Origin of the sequence: Pseudarthrobacter sp. NBSH8 (assembly GCF_014217545.1) — a bacterium.
Lineage (GTDB): Bacteria > Actinomycetota > Actinomycetes > Actinomycetales > Micrococcaceae > Arthrobacter.
Genome location: NZ_CP043178.1, coordinates 1814278 through 1830670, shown reverse-complemented (window position 1 = coordinate 1830670; position 16393 = coordinate 1814278). Strand labels below are relative to the sequence as shown.

14 protein-coding genes and 4 pseudogenes are annotated in these 16393 nt (G+C 62.8%); 11 read left to right on the top strand and 7 right to left on the bottom strand.

Going from position 1 to position 16393, the window contains the following annotated elements:
- Positions 1–36 precede the first annotated feature (36 nt).
- A complete protein-coding gene (locus tag FYJ92_RS08400) occupies positions 37–921 on the bottom strand; it encodes a serine protease (protein WP_185263433.1) in 885 nt (294 codons plus the stop codon).
- Positions 922–1752: 831 nt separating this feature from the next.
- Between FYJ92_RS08400 and FYJ92_RS18970 the strand changes: the two are divergent.
- Positions 1753–2708: pseudogene (locus FYJ92_RS18970) on the top strand (IS3 family transposase); the annotation flags it as partial.
- Positions 2709–2736: 28 nt separating this feature from the next.
- Here FYJ92_RS18970 and FYJ92_RS08385 read toward each other — a convergent pair.
- Positions 2737–3884 (bottom strand): IS3 family transposase gene (locus tag FYJ92_RS08385; RefSeq protein ID WP_185263430.1). Its coding sequence is split into 2 segments (ribosomal slippage): positions 2737–3611 and positions 3611–3884, totalling 1149 coding nucleotides; the frame shifts between segments, so codons are not numbered across the junction.
- A 79-nt stretch (positions 3885–3963) separates the two neighbouring features.
- On the opposite strand from FYJ92_RS08385, the pseudogene FYJ92_RS08380 reads away from it, so the two are divergent.
- Positions 3964–4422, top strand: a pseudogene (locus FYJ92_RS08380) (transposase); the annotation flags it as partial.
- Between the two features lie 79 nt (positions 4423–4501).
- Here FYJ92_RS08380 and FYJ92_RS08375 read toward each other — a convergent pair.
- Positions 4502–5653, bottom strand: a complete 1152-nt coding sequence (locus tag FYJ92_RS08375; protein WP_370526253.1) for a GGDEF domain-containing protein — start codon at positions 5651–5653, stop codon at positions 4502–4504.
- 526 nt (positions 5654–6179) lie between these two features.
- Between FYJ92_RS08375 and FYJ92_RS08370 the strand changes: the two are divergent.
- Positions 6180–6478 (top strand): annotated as a pseudogene (locus tag FYJ92_RS08370) (recombinase family protein); the annotation flags it as partial.
- A gap of 41 nt (positions 6479–6519) precedes the next feature.
- On the top strand, positions 6520–6774 hold the full coding sequence (locus FYJ92_RS18965) for a hypothetical protein (RefSeq protein ID WP_255482390.1): 255 nt from the start codon (positions 6520–6522) through the stop codon (positions 6772–6774).
- 11 nt (positions 6775–6785) lie between these two features.
- On the opposite strand, the gene FYJ92_RS19300 is transcribed toward FYJ92_RS18965, so the two are convergent.
- The 3 genes and pseudogenes from FYJ92_RS19300 to FYJ92_RS19290 all read right to left on the bottom strand — a co-directional run bounded on the left by FYJ92_RS19300 (position 6786) and on the right by FYJ92_RS19290 (position 7932).
- Positions 6786–6998, bottom strand: coding sequence for an integrase core domain-containing protein (locus FYJ92_RS19300; RefSeq protein WP_370526217.1), 213 nt, complete (start codon positions 6996–6998; stop codon positions 6786–6788).
- Positions 6999–7057: 59 nt separating this feature from the next.
- Positions 7058–7534: pseudogene (locus tag FYJ92_RS19295) on the bottom strand (DDE-type integrase/transposase/recombinase); the annotation flags it as partial.
- 119 nt (positions 7535–7653) lie between these two features.
- Positions 7654–7932, bottom strand: coding sequence for a transposase (locus tag FYJ92_RS19290; RefSeq protein ID WP_370526216.1), 279 nt, complete (start codon positions 7930–7932; stop codon positions 7654–7656).
- A 108-nt stretch (positions 7933–8040) separates the two neighbouring features.
- On the opposite strand from FYJ92_RS19290, the gene FYJ92_RS08360 reads away from it, so the two are divergent.
- The 3 genes from FYJ92_RS08360 (at position 8041) to FYJ92_RS08345 (ending at position 10704) form a co-directional block, all read left to right on the top strand.
- Positions 8041–8610: a LysR family transcriptional regulator substrate-binding protein gene (locus FYJ92_RS08360; protein ID WP_185263428.1), complete on the top strand. Its 570-nt coding sequence runs from the start codon at positions 8041–8043 to the stop codon at positions 8608–8610.
- A gap of 155 nt (positions 8611–8765) precedes the next feature.
- Complete coding sequence (locus FYJ92_RS19285) at positions 8766–9194, top strand: ester cyclase (protein WP_185263725.1); 429 nt, start codon at positions 8766–8768, stop codon at positions 9192–9194.
- Between the two features lie 523 nt (positions 9195–9717).
- Positions 9718–10704 carry an aldo/keto reductase gene (locus FYJ92_RS08345; protein ID WP_185263427.1) on the top strand — a complete coding sequence of 329 codons (987 nt, stop codon included), beginning with the start codon at positions 9718–9720 and terminating at the stop codon, positions 10702–10704.
- On the opposite strand, the gene FYJ92_RS08340 is transcribed toward FYJ92_RS08345, so the two are convergent.
- Positions 10689–11738: a LacI family DNA-binding transcriptional regulator gene (locus FYJ92_RS08340; RefSeq protein WP_185263426.1), complete on the bottom strand. Its 1050-nt coding sequence runs from the start codon at positions 11736–11738 to the stop codon at positions 10689–10691. The two genes, FYJ92_RS08345 and FYJ92_RS08340, sit on opposite strands and share 16 nt — an antisense overlap.
- Before the next feature lie 296 nt (positions 11739–12034).
- On the opposite strand from FYJ92_RS08340, the gene FYJ92_RS08335 reads away from it, so the two are divergent.
- From FYJ92_RS08335 to FYJ92_RS08320, 4 genes are read left to right on the top strand one after another with little or no spacing between them, the layout of a single operon-like run.
- The gene (locus FYJ92_RS08335) at positions 12035–13354 is read left to right on the top strand and encodes an extracellular solute-binding protein (protein WP_185263425.1); all 1320 of its coding nucleotides are present in this window, start codon (positions 12035–12037) and stop codon (positions 13352–13354) included.
- Between the two features lie 3 nt (positions 13355–13357).
- The gene (locus FYJ92_RS08330; protein WP_185263424.1) at positions 13358–14260 is read left to right on the top strand and encodes a carbohydrate ABC transporter permease; all 903 of its coding nucleotides are present in this window, start codon (positions 13358–13360) and stop codon (positions 14258–14260) included.
- A complete protein-coding gene (locus FYJ92_RS08325) occupies positions 14260–15162 on the top strand; it encodes a carbohydrate ABC transporter permease (protein ID WP_185263423.1) in 903 nt (300 codons plus the stop codon). The genes FYJ92_RS08330 and FYJ92_RS08325 overlap by 1 nt, the downstream gene beginning before the upstream one ends.
- A 27-nt stretch (positions 15163–15189) precedes the next feature.
- The gene (locus tag FYJ92_RS08320) at positions 15190–16368 is read left to right on the top strand and encodes a Gfo/Idh/MocA family protein (protein WP_185263422.1); all 1179 of its coding nucleotides are present in this window, start codon (positions 15190–15192) and stop codon (positions 16366–16368) included.
- Positions 16369–16393: the final 25 nt, after the last annotated feature.

The window sequence follows — 16393 nt, the reverse complement described above, 5'->3', positions numbered from 1 at the left end:
CCTCAGATATGCGAACACGTTCCTTCCAATAATGGGTCACCCGGGCCAGTTGCTTTGGCCGTGTCGGACCAGGTCCACGAGCGCTCCACCGCCCGCGTAAACCAGGCGCGTAGGGTCCAAGCCGTCCTTTTCCTGACCGCTCAGAACCCCGACGCAGTAGGGGTTAGCGGTGTGGTGCCACAACGGACCACCGGACCAACCTGGACCGAGATCAGCACGCAGGGCGAATTCAATCTCTTTGCCGGGGCTGTCGTTGTCGATGTCGCGAACACCCATGTCGAGTTCCACCGCGGGCCTATCACCGTAGGTGCCAGGGTAACCGGAAGAGACGAACCGCTTATTGTAGTACTCGTCTTCGTTGCCGAACGACGCCGCCCCCATCCACCCCAAAGCCCTGCCCAGCGGGTTGAACAGCTTGCAGATGATGTAGTCGTACCCGGTGACGCTTCCGTTCGTGTTATAGCCGTGATAGGTCTGAACGAATGAGCTGCCGAAGGGCCGGGCGCCGTTTCGGTAGGCGGGAACGAACTCCATGCTCCAACTGGCGGCTCCCCGCGGCGCAACGTGACCGGCCGTCAACAGCAGATTCGGTCCCACGAGTACGCCACTCCCCCGGCGGCCGTTGCTGTTATAGACGATTCCGACAGTGCACATCGGGTACAGCATGGGATTAGGCTCTTCGTGCACCGCAGGCGCGATGAACCGCTGCCCCTCCACCGAGAATGACTCATCAGAAGCCGGGTCGGTGACGGTAGCCCACGGTGGACAGTACGGCTCCGTCGTTTGCCCTTCATCAGGCGCCGTTTCAGGGGGACCCTGTTCGGTCTGTTCTTGTCCCGGAATCACCCTGAGCAGCATCTTGACGTCCTCGGGAATCTCCGGTCGATCCAGAAGGTTCAGCGTAGGCGTGGTTTCAGTCATTGGATTTCCTGTCTCATTTGCTTGGTTTTCCAACAACGCCGGCAGCGCTCGGGGCCGGCTTCGAGGCGGTAAGCAGCCTCGAGCAGCGGGGGTTAAGTGGGTCCGGCCCGGTCCGGAGGTTCGAATCGCCCGGTTCAGGAAGTGGGACGCGCCAAGCGCTCACGCAGGTCATATCGCCTCACTCGGATGGGCTCATGCAGTGTTTCCAGTAGACGCCCACGGCGTTACCGCCGCGTTATTGGGAGGCCCGCTATGGAGAGGTGGGTTGCCCTGCGGTGTTACTTTGCCGCAGGGCCAGCCCCGTTCCGCGATTCGTATCCGGTGCTGGATGCGGGTTCATACCGGTGAGGCATCGTCATTGGGCGGCCGGGCCATAGGCGCGCACTCCAACCTGTGCATGGGTGCCTTGAACATGCTGGCTACGAATCAGCGGCAGAGCTAACTCCCTGAAGCGTAAGGGTTCGTCGTCCAGGGTTTCCACCGGTTTCCCTGAGTACAGCCGGCGGCGCGTTCGCCAGGATGACGATCCACTGTCTCTCCCCAGAGCAGTTACAGCCGCCGGCCGCGCCCCACACCTACCGGGCGCGGCACTTCTTTAGGCTGACACACTTGACGCTGACACGCTCGGCCGGTGTCTTCCCCAAACTCTGTGTGACTCGCAGCGCTAAATGGCGGTGTTTTCGCAGCGCTATTTGTCACCCGGCCCCTACGTGTCAGGCTGGAACGGTACCAGGGGCTCATAGCAAGTCCGCTTAATCGCGTGGGGCGAGAACCAGGAATCTAGTAATCATGTCCAGTCCAGTTTTGAGTGCAGTACGCGAAGATAGATCTGTGAGTAGTAGTAGTAGTAGTAGTAGTGGTGGTTCCGGGCCGCGGGCTGGTGGTCCGCGGTCCCGTCGGTCGTTCACGCCGGTGCAGAAGCTTGAGTTTTTGGCCGGTTACGAGAGGGCGTGCGAGAACAGTGAGGGCGGCGCGTTCCTGCGTCGTGAGGGGCTGTATTCCTCGCAGATGACCGAGTGGCGCCGACTGCGTGACGCCGGCGTCCTGGCCGGGAAGAAGGCCGGGGAATCGATCGGGAAACTGTCGGCGGACCAGGCCGAGAACGCGCGTTTGCGCCGCCAGTTAGAGGTGAGCGAGAGCCGGTTGAAGAAGACCGAGGCAGCCCTGGACCTGATGGGAAAACTACAGGCGTTCTTAGAGAGCGCCTCAGAGGATATGCCGGACGGGCCCCGGTCCAAGAAACGCTGATGGCAACGTACCGGTCGATGCTGGAACTGAAAATCCCCACGCGGAAGGCAGCATCATTGACCGGTGTGTCCCGGACGACCGCGAACCGCAAACCGGCACCGCCGCGGGACCAGCAGGCGGTGGTGCCGCAGAACAAGCTCAGCGCTGCCGAGCGGGCGGAGATCCTGGCGGCGCTGAACTCACGGGAGTTCGTGGACCTGGCACCCATGCAGGTCTACACGAAGCTGCTGGACCAGGGAATCTATCTGGGATCCCTGTCGACCTTTTACCGGGTGCTGGAGGAAAACAATCAGGTCAAAGAACGCCGCCGGCTGGCCAAACACCCGCCCCGGACGGTTCCTGAACTGGTCGCCACAGCCCCGGGCCAGGTGTTCACGTGGGATATTACCAAGCTCGCCGGCCCGGTCAGGGGCAAGTATTTCGACTGCTACATGATGGTCGATATCCATTCCAGGTTCATCGTCGGTGCGCACGTTCACGCCACCGAATCCGGTGCGCTGGCGGTGGAAATGATGAAGGGAATCTTCGGGGTCCACGGTGGTTGGGCCCCCGTTAGCAGTCCAGCGTCTATGCGATAGCTAATGTGGTTTTTTCGGTCCACGTTTCCCAGTAGCGTTTCGGCGTCATGCCGTTCAGGGATCCGTGGGGCCGTTCATGATTGTAGATAGCTTTCCATTCGTCGGCCAAATACTTCGCTTCGGCCATGGTGTCCATGATTTCTCCGGAGAGTTGTTCCCTTCTGAATTGGGCGTTGAAGGATTCGATGAAGCCGTTCTGCCAGGGTGATCCCGGGTCGATGAATGCGGTGTCGACCCCGGCGGTGTTGCACCAGTCGATCAGGGCGGCCGCGGTGAATTCGGGCCCGTTGTCGCACCGGATGTAGGTCGGCGCGGTGCCGGTTTCGGCGATGATGTTCTCCAGTACCGCGACGACGTCGGTGGCTTTGAATGACCGCCGCGGGATGATGGCCAGCGCGGTGCGGGTGTATTCGTCGATGACGTTGAAGAACCGGATGTGCCGGCCGCAGGAGGTCACATCGGACTGGAAGTCGAAGCTGACCACGTGCATCGGGTACTCGGCCGTGAGCCGTTTCTGCTCTCCGGCGCCGGGCCCGGTGCGGCGCTTCTTCCGCGCCCTGGGTTTACAGGTCAGCCCTTCGTCGCGCCAGAGCCGTCGCACCCGCTTCCTGTTCAGCGCCACGCCGTCCCACTCGGGCTGGGCCAGCAGGTGCCAGCGGGCCTTCCGCCAGCCCCAAGCGGGGTGCTTCCCGGCGACGGCGCGCAGGGCTGCCCGGAGCTGGGCTTCCTCGAAGCCCATGTCGGGTTTCTTCTTGCGGAACGCGGACCGGTTCTGGCCCAGGAGCGCGCACGCGAAACGCTCGGATGCCCCGAACTTCTCCACCGCCATGCGCACGGCACGGCGGCGGGGTTCGGGGCTCAGAATTTTCCCTTGGCCACCTCATTGAGGATGTCGATGGCCAGTTCCTTCTCTGCCAGGAGGCGCTTGAGTCGGGCGTTCTCCTTCTCCAGCTCCTTGGTCCGTTTGGACGCCTCGGCGTTCTTTTCGGAGCCGTACTGGTTCAGCCAGCGGTACCAGGTCGCCTCGGTGACCTGGAGCTCCTTGATGACTTCGACCATCGGGCGCCCGTCATTGAGCATTTTCTGGCCCTGCCGGACTTTGGCGATGACCTGATCGGGGGTGTGTCTGCGTGCCATGATTCGTGAATTTCCTCCTGTGTCCATTCTCGGACACGAAACTCACACAGACACTGGACTTCTACCTGGGGACCCAACCAACGGCATCCCCCAGGTCGTGCACGCGGACCGGGGAACGTCCATGACCTCCAAAACCGTCGCTGCGCTGCTTTCGGATCTGGAAGTCACCAGATCCCACTCCAGACCCCGGGTATCGAATGACAATCCCTACTCGGAGGCGCTGTTCAAGACCCTGAAATACGGTCCGGAATTCCCCGAACGGTTCGCATCTGTCCACGACGCCGGGGCATTCATCAGCGGTTTCGTGGACTGGTACAACCATTACCATCAGCACTCAGGCATTGGCTTCCACACGCCCGCGAACGTCCACTATGGCCATGCCGCGGCGGTGGCCAAAGAACGCTCGGCAACCCTCGCTGCAGCCCGCGAGAAATACCCCGAACGCTTCACCACCACCAGTGACCCCAAAATCCTCGCGCTCCCAGGACCCGCATGGATCAACCAGCCCAAGGAAATCACCGAACAGTTAGCCGCCTAACTCCCGCTGGTACCGTTCAGCTTGAAAAATTCCGGGTCGGCCGGATTTGGTGGTGCGTCATAGTGTGGGTGGCGGTTATCTATTGTTGAGGTTTGATTGTGGATGCTGCTACGGCTTGGTTTCGGCCACGGAATTTTGCTTCATACAGAGCTGCGTCGGCTGCTTGGATCAGCTCGTTGAGGTTCTGCGGGGCCGCGTTCGGTATTGGGGCGATGCCGTAGCTGGCAGTGGGTTGCGGGGCCGTGTTTTTTTGGGAGCGGAGCATGCCGTTGTTGATTCGTGAGATCGCTTCCAGTGCTTTGCTTTCGGACGCGCCGGGTAGGAGCAGGATGAACTCCTCTCCGCCGAATCGCCCGATGAGGTCCTCTTTTCGGAGTGCGTTGGAGCACGCTGCCGCGAAGTCACGCAGAATCTGGTCTCCTGCCAAGTGCCCGTGGTTGTCATTGACGGCTTTGAAGTCATCAAGGTCGGCCATGATCAGCACTGCGGGCGATCCGGTTTGCGATAGTCTGCCAAGTTCGGTCGTGGCGAGCTCCAAAAAGGCGCCTTTGTTGAGCAGGCCGGTTAGCGCGTCCCTGGAGGCGAGGTGGTGCAGTGTTGTTATTAGCTGGACATTGCTCAGTGCGGTCATGCTGTGGGACACGATGACCATAAGGACAAGGGTGGCGATTGTCGTGACCGCGGAGCCGAAGTAGGTTTCAAACAGTTGGCTGTGGGGCCCCTGCAGGGCGAATACGAGGCACCGGGCTGCGTAGTAGGCCGCGAACAAGGCTGCCGCGATAGCAAGGGTCCTGCGTTCGATGACCGGTTCCTGTCCTGGCCTCCACATGTCCCTTGAAGCCATGGCGATCATGAGGGACATCATGGCAAGGAAGACGAGCCCTCCTGACCATGTATCGGGGCGCTGGTCCAGGACGGAAGCTGCGGCTGTAACTGCCGGAGCGACGATAAGCAGCGGGATCCCCAGCCGGCGGCCCAGAAGCGAACGCGCCCCGGCCCATACGCTGGCTGAGCCAAGCACCAGAAGGGTGTTACCCAGGGGGTTGGCCCATGGCTGGTGAGCCGTGCCGTTGAGGAGGAACAGCAGCGAGCCGGTGAGGAAGTTCATCAACGCGATGCACCACCAGCCGCTGTAAGAGGACCGTGTCCGGAGGAAGCCGCCCAGGAACAGGACGACGAGTACTACAGCCACAATGGCGAAAGCGACACGCAGCGTCGCAGTATCCAACACCAAACCAACACCGCTTCCTCCAGGGCGCCCTGCGGAAGGACGCTGTCTCCACCGACATTGGCCGATGACCATCAATGTGAACCCCGAAGGCTTGCCCGCGGACCCACGGTCCGGTGGTGAGCAATTCCAAGCTCACCACCGGCCTGCTGTCCGTATTAGGAGAGACTGTGCAGATGCCGTGGCTGGAGAGAATGCACATCACGGCCAGCGTCCGTTGTTCGTAGACAATACCCGAACGCTGGCGGGCCCGAACACTACGCCGCTTACCTCGTGAACTCCGAAGGCTTCGAAGTTGAGCTCGTTGCCACTGCATGAGAACGCAGTCTCGTACAGAACGCCCGCAAAGGGTTCCCCAAATGCGACGGCAGCAAGGGTCGACGTCGGTGTGGATGAGTTGTGCAGACGAGTACGGAAAATGACATTGTCCGAGTTACTTCGCCATAGGCGATTCTCGTAACTATGTCTCGAAACATTTTGGTTGAAGCGCTTTATCCACCATTAGTTATGAGGCACATCGGAGCAGCCTATGGCCAAACTGATTGGCTATGCACGCGTTTCCACGCGACAGCAATCCACCGACCGACAACAAGGCGGACCTTCTTGCCGCTGGCGTCCGGCGCGATGACTTCTACATCGATCACGGCGTGTCCGGGGCGCGAAATTCACGACCCCAGTTCGATCGGGCACTCGACGCGCTGATCGATGGCGACACCCTCGTCATCACCACGCTGGACAGGCTCGGACGATCCACACAGAACATGCTCGCCTTCGCCGACGAACTCCGCAGTCGAGCCGGCCTGCGCGTTCTAAACCTCGGCGGCGACACGTCGGCCGCGGCGCAAAAACTGGAAACAAGTCAAGCCTCCGTGTCCGAACTCATCGGCAGGCTGGAGCACGAGCTTGAACACAGGCTCTTTACCCGGGGCGGGCGGCGTCTTTTACCCACCACGGCCGCCGTCGAACTGCAGGTGCATGCGCTGCAGTCCGTCACCTCGTTCGACAGCGGCGTGGAGGCCCTGAAATCCATGTCATCACTCGAAGGAGGCGTCTGCACGTTCGGTGTCCTGCGGTACGGCGCCCACTACGACCTGGTGCAGCGCTTCTGGTTGGGCCCCCGTTAGCAGTCCGGCGTCTATGCGATAGCTAATTGGTTTTCTTGCGTCCAGTTTTCCCAGTAGTCTTTCGGCGTCATGCCGTCCAGGGATCCGTGGGGCCGTTCATGATTGTAGATAGCTTTCCATTCGTCGGCCAAATACTTCGCTTCGGCCATGGTGTCCATGATTTCTCCGGCGAGTTGTTCCTTCTGAATTGGGCGTTGAAGGATTCGATGAAGCCGTTCTGCCATGGTGATCCCGGGTCGATGAATGCGGTGTCGACCCCGGCGGTGTTGCACCAGTCGACCAGTGCGGCCGCGGTGAATTCCGGCCCGTTGTCACACCGGATGTAGGTCGGCGCGGTGCCGGTTTCGGCGATGATGTTCTCCAGTACCGCGACGACGTCGGTGGCTTTGAATGACCGCCGCGGGATGATGGCCAGCGCGGTGCGGGTGTATTCGTCGATGACGTTGAAGAACCGGATGTGCCGGCCGCAGGAGGTCACATCGGACTGGAAGTCGAAGCTGACCACATGCATCGGGTACTCCGCTGTGAGGCGCTTCTGCTCTCCGGCGCCGGGCCCCGTGCGGCGCTTCTTCCGCGCCCTGGGTTTACAGGTCAGCCCTTCCTCGCGCCAGAGCCGTCGCACCCGCTTCCTGTTCAGCGCCACGCCGTCCCAGTCCGGCTGGGCCAGCAGGTGCCAGCGGGCCTTCCGCCAGCCCCAAGCGGGGTGCTTCCCGGCGACGGCGCGCAGGGCTGCCCGGAGCTGGGCTTCCTCGAAGCCCATGTCGGGTTTCTTCTTGCGGAACGCGGACCGGTTCTGGCCCAGGAGCGCGCACGCGAAACGCTCGGATGCCCCGAACTTCTCCACCGCCATGCGCACGGCACGGCGGCGGGGTTCGGGGCTCAGAATTTTCCCTTGGCCACCTCATTGAGGATGTCGATGGCCAGTTCCTTCTCTGCCAGGAGGCGCTTGAGTCGGGCGTTCTCCTTCTCCAGCTCCCTGGTCCGCTTGGACGCCTCGGCGTTCCTCTCGGACCCGTACTGGTTCAGCCACCGGTACCAGGTCGCCTCGGTGACCTGGAGCTCCTTGATGACCTCGACCATCGGGCGCCCGTCATTGAGCATTTTCTGGCCCTGCCGGACTTTGGCGATGACCTGCTCGGGGGTGTGTCTGCGTGCCATGATTCGTGAATTTCCTCCTGTGTCCATTCTCGGACACGAAACTCACACAAACACTGGACTACTTTCCGGGGACCCAACCACTTCCACCGGCGGTATCCCAAGGTAAAGGTGCGCCTCGTCGGGCTGAATTCCTTGGCCGTGGCGGAATCAGTACTGTCGGGAGAAATTGAAGCGGGGCTGATCGTCCTGCCCGTGGCAGAAGCTGGCCTTCAGGTCCGGCCCCTGTTCCGTGACGAAGTTTTTTACGTATCAGCCACCCGGAGTCCAACGCGTGGTCCGGTGACCATTGAGGAACTGACGGAATCAAAGCTGGTCCTATACGACGCCTTCGCCGGCTGGCAAGACCCGACGAGGCGGCAAGTCCTGGAGCGAGCCCGACTCAAGGGACTTAAAATCGACCCCGCAATCGAGGTCGAACATGTTGATACCGCCTTAGGACTTGCGGCAACCGGAGCGGTCGACACCTTTGTCCCCCAAGCAACCACCAAGGCGCCGGGTTTTCCGAAGAACCTTCGTGCAGTTCCTTTTGCCGAGCCGTTGTATGACACGATCGCCTTGATTCAGCGGGAGGGTGCGTATCTCTCCCCCGCGACCCGCAAGATGGCCCAGACGGCCGCCCGGACCCTGCTGGCGAGGGTAACGCCGGAGCAGGACGTCCAGCGTTCGCTCCCGTCCTAAGCCCCGGCCGCACCATCAGTCGGCTACCTAGGCCGCATGAGGAATGAGCTGTCCCCTCCGGGCCGCAACAGGCTCCCTTGTCTGCGTCCCAGGCGGCGTCCAAACTAGTTCGTAGCAGCCGTTCTGGCTGCGAGGGCTCCGTTCAAGGAGGAACAATGGGCAACAGTGATGAGCTGCGGCGAGCGTACCGCCAGCTAATAGGGGCCGTCGCAGCCAACGACGAGGATGCGCTGGCCGGAATCGTCAGCGCGGGCATCGTGGACCACAGTGCCGGTCCAGGCCAGCCTCCAGGTCTGGCCGGAATTGTCTTCTGGATGCGGGGATTCCATGCCAGCCTGTCCGACTTCACGGGAAGCGTCGAGGACACAGTAGTAGAGGGGGACAAAGTTGCCGGTCGCGTGACGTGGCGTGGGACGCACACCGGGCCTTTCCTTGGTCTGGCAGCTACCGGCAAACCGGTGACGGTGGTCTCCATTCACATCCTCCGCTTTGAGGACGGCCTCGCCGTCGAATGGTGGGGTGTCCCTGATCTCTATGGTGCGCTCATTATGATAGGCGCCCGCCTTGAACTCCAATCCGGCTGACCTGCCGGGCATCGACGCCGGGCAACCAGCTGCCCCCAGGGCGAGTGCCTCGTCCAGGACCCTGCCGAAATTCGTTGGATCGTGCGCAAAGCAGCCCAGAAAAGATCCGGAGACACGAAATACAAAGTCCGCGGCATCTGCTGTCGTGCCGCCGTCGGGCTCCCCAACGCAGAGCATCGGTGTGAGCCCGGCAATAGGGGCGAACCGGACCTTGCGGGCAATCATGGTGTCGTCTCCGTCGAGTTCCCACGCCGTTCCGTCGATGCTCACCACGGTGCCGGGCTCCATCCGGCCGTCCATCAGCGATGCCAGAAGTTATTCATAGACGTGGTCTGCGAGGACCTGGCGGCTGACGCTACACGCTGCCGGGCGGCCGCCCCGGGAGGCTGGTTGCTTGGTTCAGCTCCTATAGGACTGCTCCCCCAGTGCAGGCCGCCGGTTCATGCCGCGGCCGGCGTTCCTAGGACTCACAGAACCCCCTTCCCGTCGGCGGACCTCTCCGAGCTACACCTATAGTCGAAGAATGGAGCAACGAATATTAGGCAAGACAGGGCGTACGGTCTCTGTGGTGGGTCTGGGTACGTGGCAGCTGGGAGCCGACTGGGGCAGCGTGGACCAAGCCGAGGCCGGCCGGATCCTGGCAGCCGCGGCGGACGCCGGAGTGTCGTTTTTTGATACCGCAGACGTCTACGGCGACGGGCGGAGCGAGCAGACCATCGGGGCCTACCTCGCCGCGAACCCCGGCCTGGACATCACGGTGGCCACAAAGATGGGCCGGCGCATGGAACAGCAGCCTGAGAACTACACGCTGGCCAATTTCCGGCAGTGGGTGGACCGTTCGCGGCGGAACCTGCAGACCGACTGTCTGGACCTGGTGCAGCTGCACTGTCCCCCGACCTCGGTCTACAGCCGCCCGGAAGTCTACGAGGCGTTGGACACTCTGGTCAGCGAAGGCGTCATCAGGAACTACGGCGTCAGCGTCGAACGTACAGACGAAGCGTTGGAAGCCATCAGCCATGACGGTACAGCGACCGTGCAGATCATCCTGAACGCCTTCCGGCTCAAACCGCTGGAGGAGGTCCTCCCGGCGGCGCAGGCCGCTGGTGTTGGGATCATCGCCAGGGTCCCGCTGGCCTCCGGACTGCTGTCCGGAAAGTACTCCCGTGACACCTCTTTCGCCGCGGACGACCACCGCAATTACAACCGCAGCGGTGCGGCCTTCGACGTGGGCGAGACGTTCTCCGGCGTCGACTTCGAGCAGGGGCTGGAGGCTGTGGCGGACTTCGGGAAACTCGTTCCTGCCGGGGCAACAACGGCCCAGGCCGCCATTGCCTGGATCGCAGCACAGGACGGCGTCAGCACTGTCATCCCCGGGGCCAGGAGCCCGGAACAGGCCCGCTCCAACGCCGCCGCGGCAGCGGTGATGGAGTCCATTGGCCGGGACTTCAGCGACGGTGTGCAGGAGATTTACGACAGAAACTTCCGCGGGGCCCTTCACTCGCGCTGGTAGTCCCGGGGCGGGGCGGTGGATTCCCGGACGACCAGCCGCGTGACGAGTTCCACCCTGCGGGAATCCAGCACTTCCCCACGCATCTGTCGGAGGATAAACCGTAGCGCGGCCCGGCCCATCTCCTGCAGCGGCTGGGTCACGGAGGTGAGGGCAGGCACGGATTCCTCGGCCTGGTAGGTGCCGTCGAATCCCACCAGGCTCATGTCCTCGGGAACCCGGATTTTCTGCCGGCGCGCCTCGGCAAGGACGCCCAGGGCGATGCTGTCGCTTGCCGCAAAGATGGCCGTCGGCCGCTGCTCGAGCTGGAGCAGGGCCTTCATGCCGTTGGCGCCGTGCTCGGACCGGAAGTGACCGGAGATGATGTATTGGTCTTGGACCGGTACTCCCTCCGCCCTCAGGGCAGCCAGGTATCCATGCAGCCGTGCCTGATTGCATTCGGCCGCATCAGGCCCGCCGATATAGGCAATCCGACGGTGGCCCAGTCCCAGCAGGTGTGAGGTGGCGTCTTTGCCGCCGGCCCAGTTGGTAGTTCCGACGCTGACCACATCCCCCGGCGGCGGATTGAGCGGGTCGATGACCACCACGGGAATCCCCCGGCGGTGGAAGGCATCCAGCTGGGCCGCACCGAACGCCGAGGTCACCACGATCATCCCGCAGCGTCCTTCGTCGATAATGCGCTGTGCCCGCTGCTCCGCCGTCAGGGTCGAGGCGCCCTGCTTGCCCGTGACGTTGAGTAGCACCTCAATGTCGGATTCAGCCGCATACTCCAGGACGCCGTTGAGCACCTCAACGGCGTAGGCCGAGTTGAGCGAGTCGAAGACGATTTCCACGGCCTGCCGGCCGGAGAGATTCTTGCGTTGCTGCAGCGGCGATTTGTACCCGGTCCGGGCGAGCACGGTCATGACTTTGGCCCGGGTGTCAGCGGAAACGTCGTCCCTCCCGTTGATGACCTTCGAGACTGTCGGCGCTGAAACGCCGGCCTCACGGGCAACAGCAGCCAGCGTCAACTTTTCCTGGTGTTCAGCGGCGGACATTTGGCTCCCTTATGTTTTCGAAATATTTCGCTGCCATCAGCTTCGGTGCATTTACTTGCTAAGTCAACCTGCGACCGAGAAATATGTGATGACTCTCACTAAAAAAGCTTGACGGCCGTTCCCCGCGCCGCTAGCTTTATCTAAACAGATCGCAAGTTTTAGCGAAATATTTCGAAAACTTTGGTTTGAATAGTTTGACCGACCACTACCCCGGCAGTGCTGCCTGATCCAAAGGCCGGACTTCCGAACACACAACGGGCCACCAGCGTCGAGCCCGAAGGATGAATGGAATGCAAATGACTAATCGTAAACTGCGCTCAGCCGCGATGGCTCTCTCCGCCGCGGCGCTCTCGCTCTCCCTCGCCGCCTGCGGCTCCAGCGGCCCCGCCGGAACGACCGCCAGCGCGGACTCGGCCACCATGTGGGGCCTCACCGGCGGCAACCAGCCCGTCCTGCAGCAGTCGGTGGATGCCTGGAACACAGCGCACTCCGACCAGACAATAAAACTCGACTTCTTCGCGAACGATGCCTACAAGACCAAGGTCCGCACCGCCGTCGGCGCCGGCCAGGGCCCCACGTTCATCTACGGGTGGGGCGGCGGGGTCCTGAAGTCCTACGTGGACGCTGGCCAGGTGACCGACCTGACGGACTTCCTCAAGGAAAACCCCGACGTCGCGGACCGTTACCTGCCGTCCATCCTGGAAAACGGCAAGATCGACGGCAAGATGTACGCGGTGCCCAACAACAACGTCCAGCCCGTCGTCCTGTACTTCAACAAGGAAGTCTTCGAAAAGGTCGGCGCTCAGCCGCCCAAGACGTGGGATGAACTCATGGCGCTGGTGCCCAAGTTCAAAGAAGCCGGCGTGGCACCGTTCTCCCTGGGCGGTCAGTCCAAATGGCCGGACCTGATGTGGCTCGAGTACCTCGTTGACCGGATCGGCGGCCCGGAGGTCTTCGCGAACATCGCCGCGGACAAGCCCGGCGCATGGTCGGACCCCGCCGTGAAGGAGGCTCTCACCAAAATCCAGGAACTCGTGGACGCGGGCGGATTCATCAACGGATTCTCCTCCATCGCCGCCGACAGCAACGCCGACCAGGCCCTGCTGTACACCGGGAAGGCCGCCATGGTCCTGCAGGGCGGCTGGATCTACCAGGGCATGAAGAAGGACGCTGCGGACTTCGTCTCCAGCGGCAAGCTCGGCTTCACCACGTTCCCGACCGTTGCCGGCGGTAAGGGCGACCCCGCGAACGTGGTGGGCAACCCCTCCAACTTCTGGTCCATCTCTTCCAAGGCCACCGACAGCCAGAAGAAAGCCGCCCTCGACTACGTCAAGAGCGGGATGTTCACCGGGGCCGACACCCAGGCCCTGATCGACTCCGGAGCCGTCCCCGTGACCACCGGCATCGAAAGCAAACTGGCTGCCTCCCCGGACAAGGACTTCCTGACCTTCGTCTACAGCATGGCCAAGGACGCTCCGGACTTCACGATGTCCTGGGACCAGGCGCTGAGCCCCGCCCAGGGCGACGCAATGCTCTCCAACCTGGACCAGATCTTTCTGAAGAAGATCAGCCCCGAGCAGTTCATCGACACCATGAACGCCACGATCGGAAAATAGCCAGTGTCTGCCTCAACCGGAACCTCCCGACGGGCCCTTGAAACGGGCCCGTCGGGGTGGCTGGCCGTCCCAGCCCTCGTCTTCTTCCTCGCCTTCGCGATCATTCCCTTGTTCGGCGTCCTCTTCCTCAGCTTCACGAAATGGAACGGGCTCGGCGAGATCCAGCTTGAAGGGTTCTCCAGCTGGATCACGGCGCTGACGGACCCGATCACCGCCAACGCCCTCGTGGTGACGGCGAAGATCATGTTCTTCTCCTTCATCGTCCAGGCGCCGATCAGCCTGTTGCTGGGCGTATTCACCTCCGCCGGCCACAAATACCGGGCGGCCCTGGCTGTCCTGTACTTCGTGCCGCTGCTGCTGTCCTCCGCAGCAGTCGCGATCGCCTTCAAGGCCCTGCTGGACCCGAACTTCGGCCTGGGCGCGGGGCTGGGCCTGCCCATCCTCACCCAGGACTGGCTCGGCAATTCCGACCTCGTGCTCTTCGTGGTGGTGTTCGTGATTGCGTGGCAGTTCGTTCCGTTCCACACCCTCATTTACCAGGGCGGTGTCCGCCAGATTCCCACGTCGCTGTATGAGGCGGCACAGATCGACGGTGCAGGACGCATGCAGCAGTTCTTCAGCATCACGCTGCCGCAGCTGAAGTACACGATCATAACTTCCTCCACCCTCATGGTGGTCGGCTCGCTCGCCTACTTCGACCTCATTTTTGTCCTGACCGGCGGGGGGCCGGGGTACGCCACGCGCCTGCTGCCCCTTCATATGTACCTGACCGGCTTCAAGGCCAATGACATGGGCGCTGCCAGCGCCCTTGGCGTCATCCTCGTGGTGATCGGCCTTGCGCTGGCCCTGATACTGCAGCGCCTCGGCGGCAAGAACCGCAACGACAGCCAAATGGAAGGTGCCTGATGGCTTCCACAACCCAGCTTCCCGCCCGGCCCGCAGCACCCACGGACGACGGCGGAACGCCCCGCCGGCGCGCGAAGGGCCCGGGACGCAGCCGGCCTAACCTCATCGGCGGAGCGGCCGGGTGGATCTGGCTCGCGGTCATCATCGTGCCTATCTACTACGTCGTGGTGACGAGCCTGAAGAACCAGGCGGGCTTTTTCACCTCGAATCCGATGCTGCCGCCCACCGAGCCGACCCTGGACAACTACAAGCTGGTTCTGGAAAACGACTTCGTTAAATACTTCACGAACTCCCTGATCGTCACGATCGGCAGCGTTATCCCGGCCCTCCTGGTCTCGTTCATGGCCGCCTACGCCATCGTGCGGGGCAAGTCCCGGTTCCTGAGCTGGACCAACAACCTCTTCCTCCTTGGCCTGGCCGTTCCGCTGCACGCCACGATCATCCCGATCTACTGGATGATCACCAAGGCACACCTGTATGACACGCTGCTGGCGCTCATCCTGCCCTCGATCGCCTTTGCCATCCCGATCTCCGTCCTTATCCTCTCCAACTTCATGCGTGACGTGCCCAATGAGCTGTTCGAATCCATGCGCCTCGACGGGTGCTCGGACTGGGCCATGATGTGGCGCCTGGCGCTGCCGATGACCCGCCCGGCCGTGGTGACCGTCGGTATCTACAACGCACTGGGCGTCTGGAACGGCTTCCTGTTCCCGCTCATCCTGACCCAGAGCCCTTCCACCCGGGTGCTTCCGTTGTCCCTGTGGACCTTCCAAGGCGAATTCAGCGTCAACATCCCCGCCGTCCTGGCCTCCGTGGTGCTCGCCACCCTGCCGCTGCTGGTCCTCTATGTGGTGGCCCGCCGCCAACTGATCAGCGGACTCACCGCCGGGTTCAGCAAGTAACCGGCCCACGCCCCGAAAGGAATCATTATGACAACCGCCCAGCCCCTCCGGGTCGGGATGGTCGGCTACGCCTTCATGGGCGCCGCCCACTCCCACGCCTGGCGGACCGCCCCCCGGTTCTTTGACCTGCCGCTGGAACCGCACCTCACCGCCGTCGCCGGCCGCAATCACAACGGCGTCCGGGCGGCGGCGGCCAAGCTTGGCTGGGCCTCCACCGAGACGGACTGGCGGCGCCTGATCGAACGCGACGACATCGACCTGATCGACATCTGCACCCCGGGTAACACCCACGCGGAGATCGCAATTGCAGCCCTCGAGGCCGGCAAGCACGTGCTGTGCGAAAAGCCGCTGGCCAACTCGGTCGCCGAGGCCGAGCGCATGACAGCGGTCGCAGACGCTGCTGCCAAGCGCGGGGTGTTCTCGATGTGCGGATTCAGCTACCGCCGGACTCCGGCACTCGCGCTGGCCCGGCGCTTTGTCCAGCAGGGCCGGCTGGGGACTGTGCGCCACGTAAGGGCCCAGTACCTGCAGGACTGGCTGAGCGACGAAAATGCCCCGATGACCTGGCGGCTGGACAGGTCCAAGTCCGGGTCCGGATCCCTGGGGGACATCGGAGCGCACATCATCGATGCCGCCCAGTGGATCACCGGCCAGAACATCACCGGTGTTTCAGCCCTCCTCGAAACCTTCGTGCAGCAACGCCCGCTTGCCGGAGACATGGTAGGCCTGGGCGGCCACGGCGACGTCGGAGCAGACGCGCCGCGCGGAAGTGTCACCGTGGACGACGCAGCAATCTTCACCGCACGCTTCGACGGCGGCCCGATCGGCGTGTTCGAGGCCACGCGCTACGCGCTGGGCCGCAAGAACGCCATGCGGATCGAGATCAACGGCACCAAGGGATCCCTGGCCTTCGACTTCGAAGAGATGAACGTCCTGTCCTTTTACGACGCCGCCGAATCCCCCGATGCCGGCTTCCGCCGGATCTTCGTCACCGAACCCGAACACCCCTACGCAGCCAACTGGTGGCCCACCGGCCACGGCCTCGGTTACGAGCACGGCTTCACCCACCAGGTTGTCGACCTGGTGAACGCCGTCGCGGAACAGCGCCAGCCGGAACCGTCGTTTGCCGATGCCCTGCAGGTTCAGCGCGTGCTGGCCGCCGTGGAAACCAGCGCCGCGAACTCCAGCCAATGGCAAAACGCCTGAGACAAATGCCGGAACCCAAAACCAG

Bases quoted from the DNA above. Each gene is read 5' to 3' on its own strand.
- FYJ92_RS08400 (WP_185263433.1), bottom strand. From the start codon at position 921: ATGACTGAAACCACGCCTACGCTGAACCTTCTGGATCGACCGGAGATT.
- FYJ92_RS08345 (WP_185263427.1), top strand. From the start codon at position 9,718: ATGGAGCAACGAATATTAGGCAAGACAGGGCGTACGGTCTCTGTGGTG.
- FYJ92_RS19300 (WP_370526217.1), bottom strand. From the start codon at position 6,998: ATGGCAGAACGGCTTCATCGAATCCTTCAACGCCCAATTCAGAAGGAA.
- FYJ92_RS19290 (WP_370526216.1), bottom strand. From the start codon at position 7,932: ATGGCACGCAGACACACCCCCGAGCAGGTCATCGCCAAAGTCCGGCAG.
- FYJ92_RS08320 (WP_185263422.1), top strand. From the start codon at position 15,190: ATGACAACCGCCCAGCCCCTCCGGGTCGGGATGGTCGGCTACGCCTTC.
- FYJ92_RS08340 (WP_185263426.1), bottom strand. From the start codon at position 11,738: ATGTCCGCCGCTGAACACCAGGAAAAGTTGACGCTGGCTGCTGTTGCC.
- FYJ92_RS19285 (WP_185263725.1), top strand. From the start codon at position 8,766: ATGGGCAACAGTGATGAGCTGCGGCGAGCGTACCGCCAGCTAATAGGG.
- FYJ92_RS08325 (WP_185263423.1), top strand. From the start codon at position 14,260: ATGGCTTCCACAACCCAGCTTCCCGCCCGGCCCGCAGCACCCACGGAC.
- FYJ92_RS08335 (WP_185263425.1), top strand. From the start codon at position 12,035: ATGACTAATCGTAAACTGCGCTCAGCCGCGATGGCTCTCTCCGCCGCG.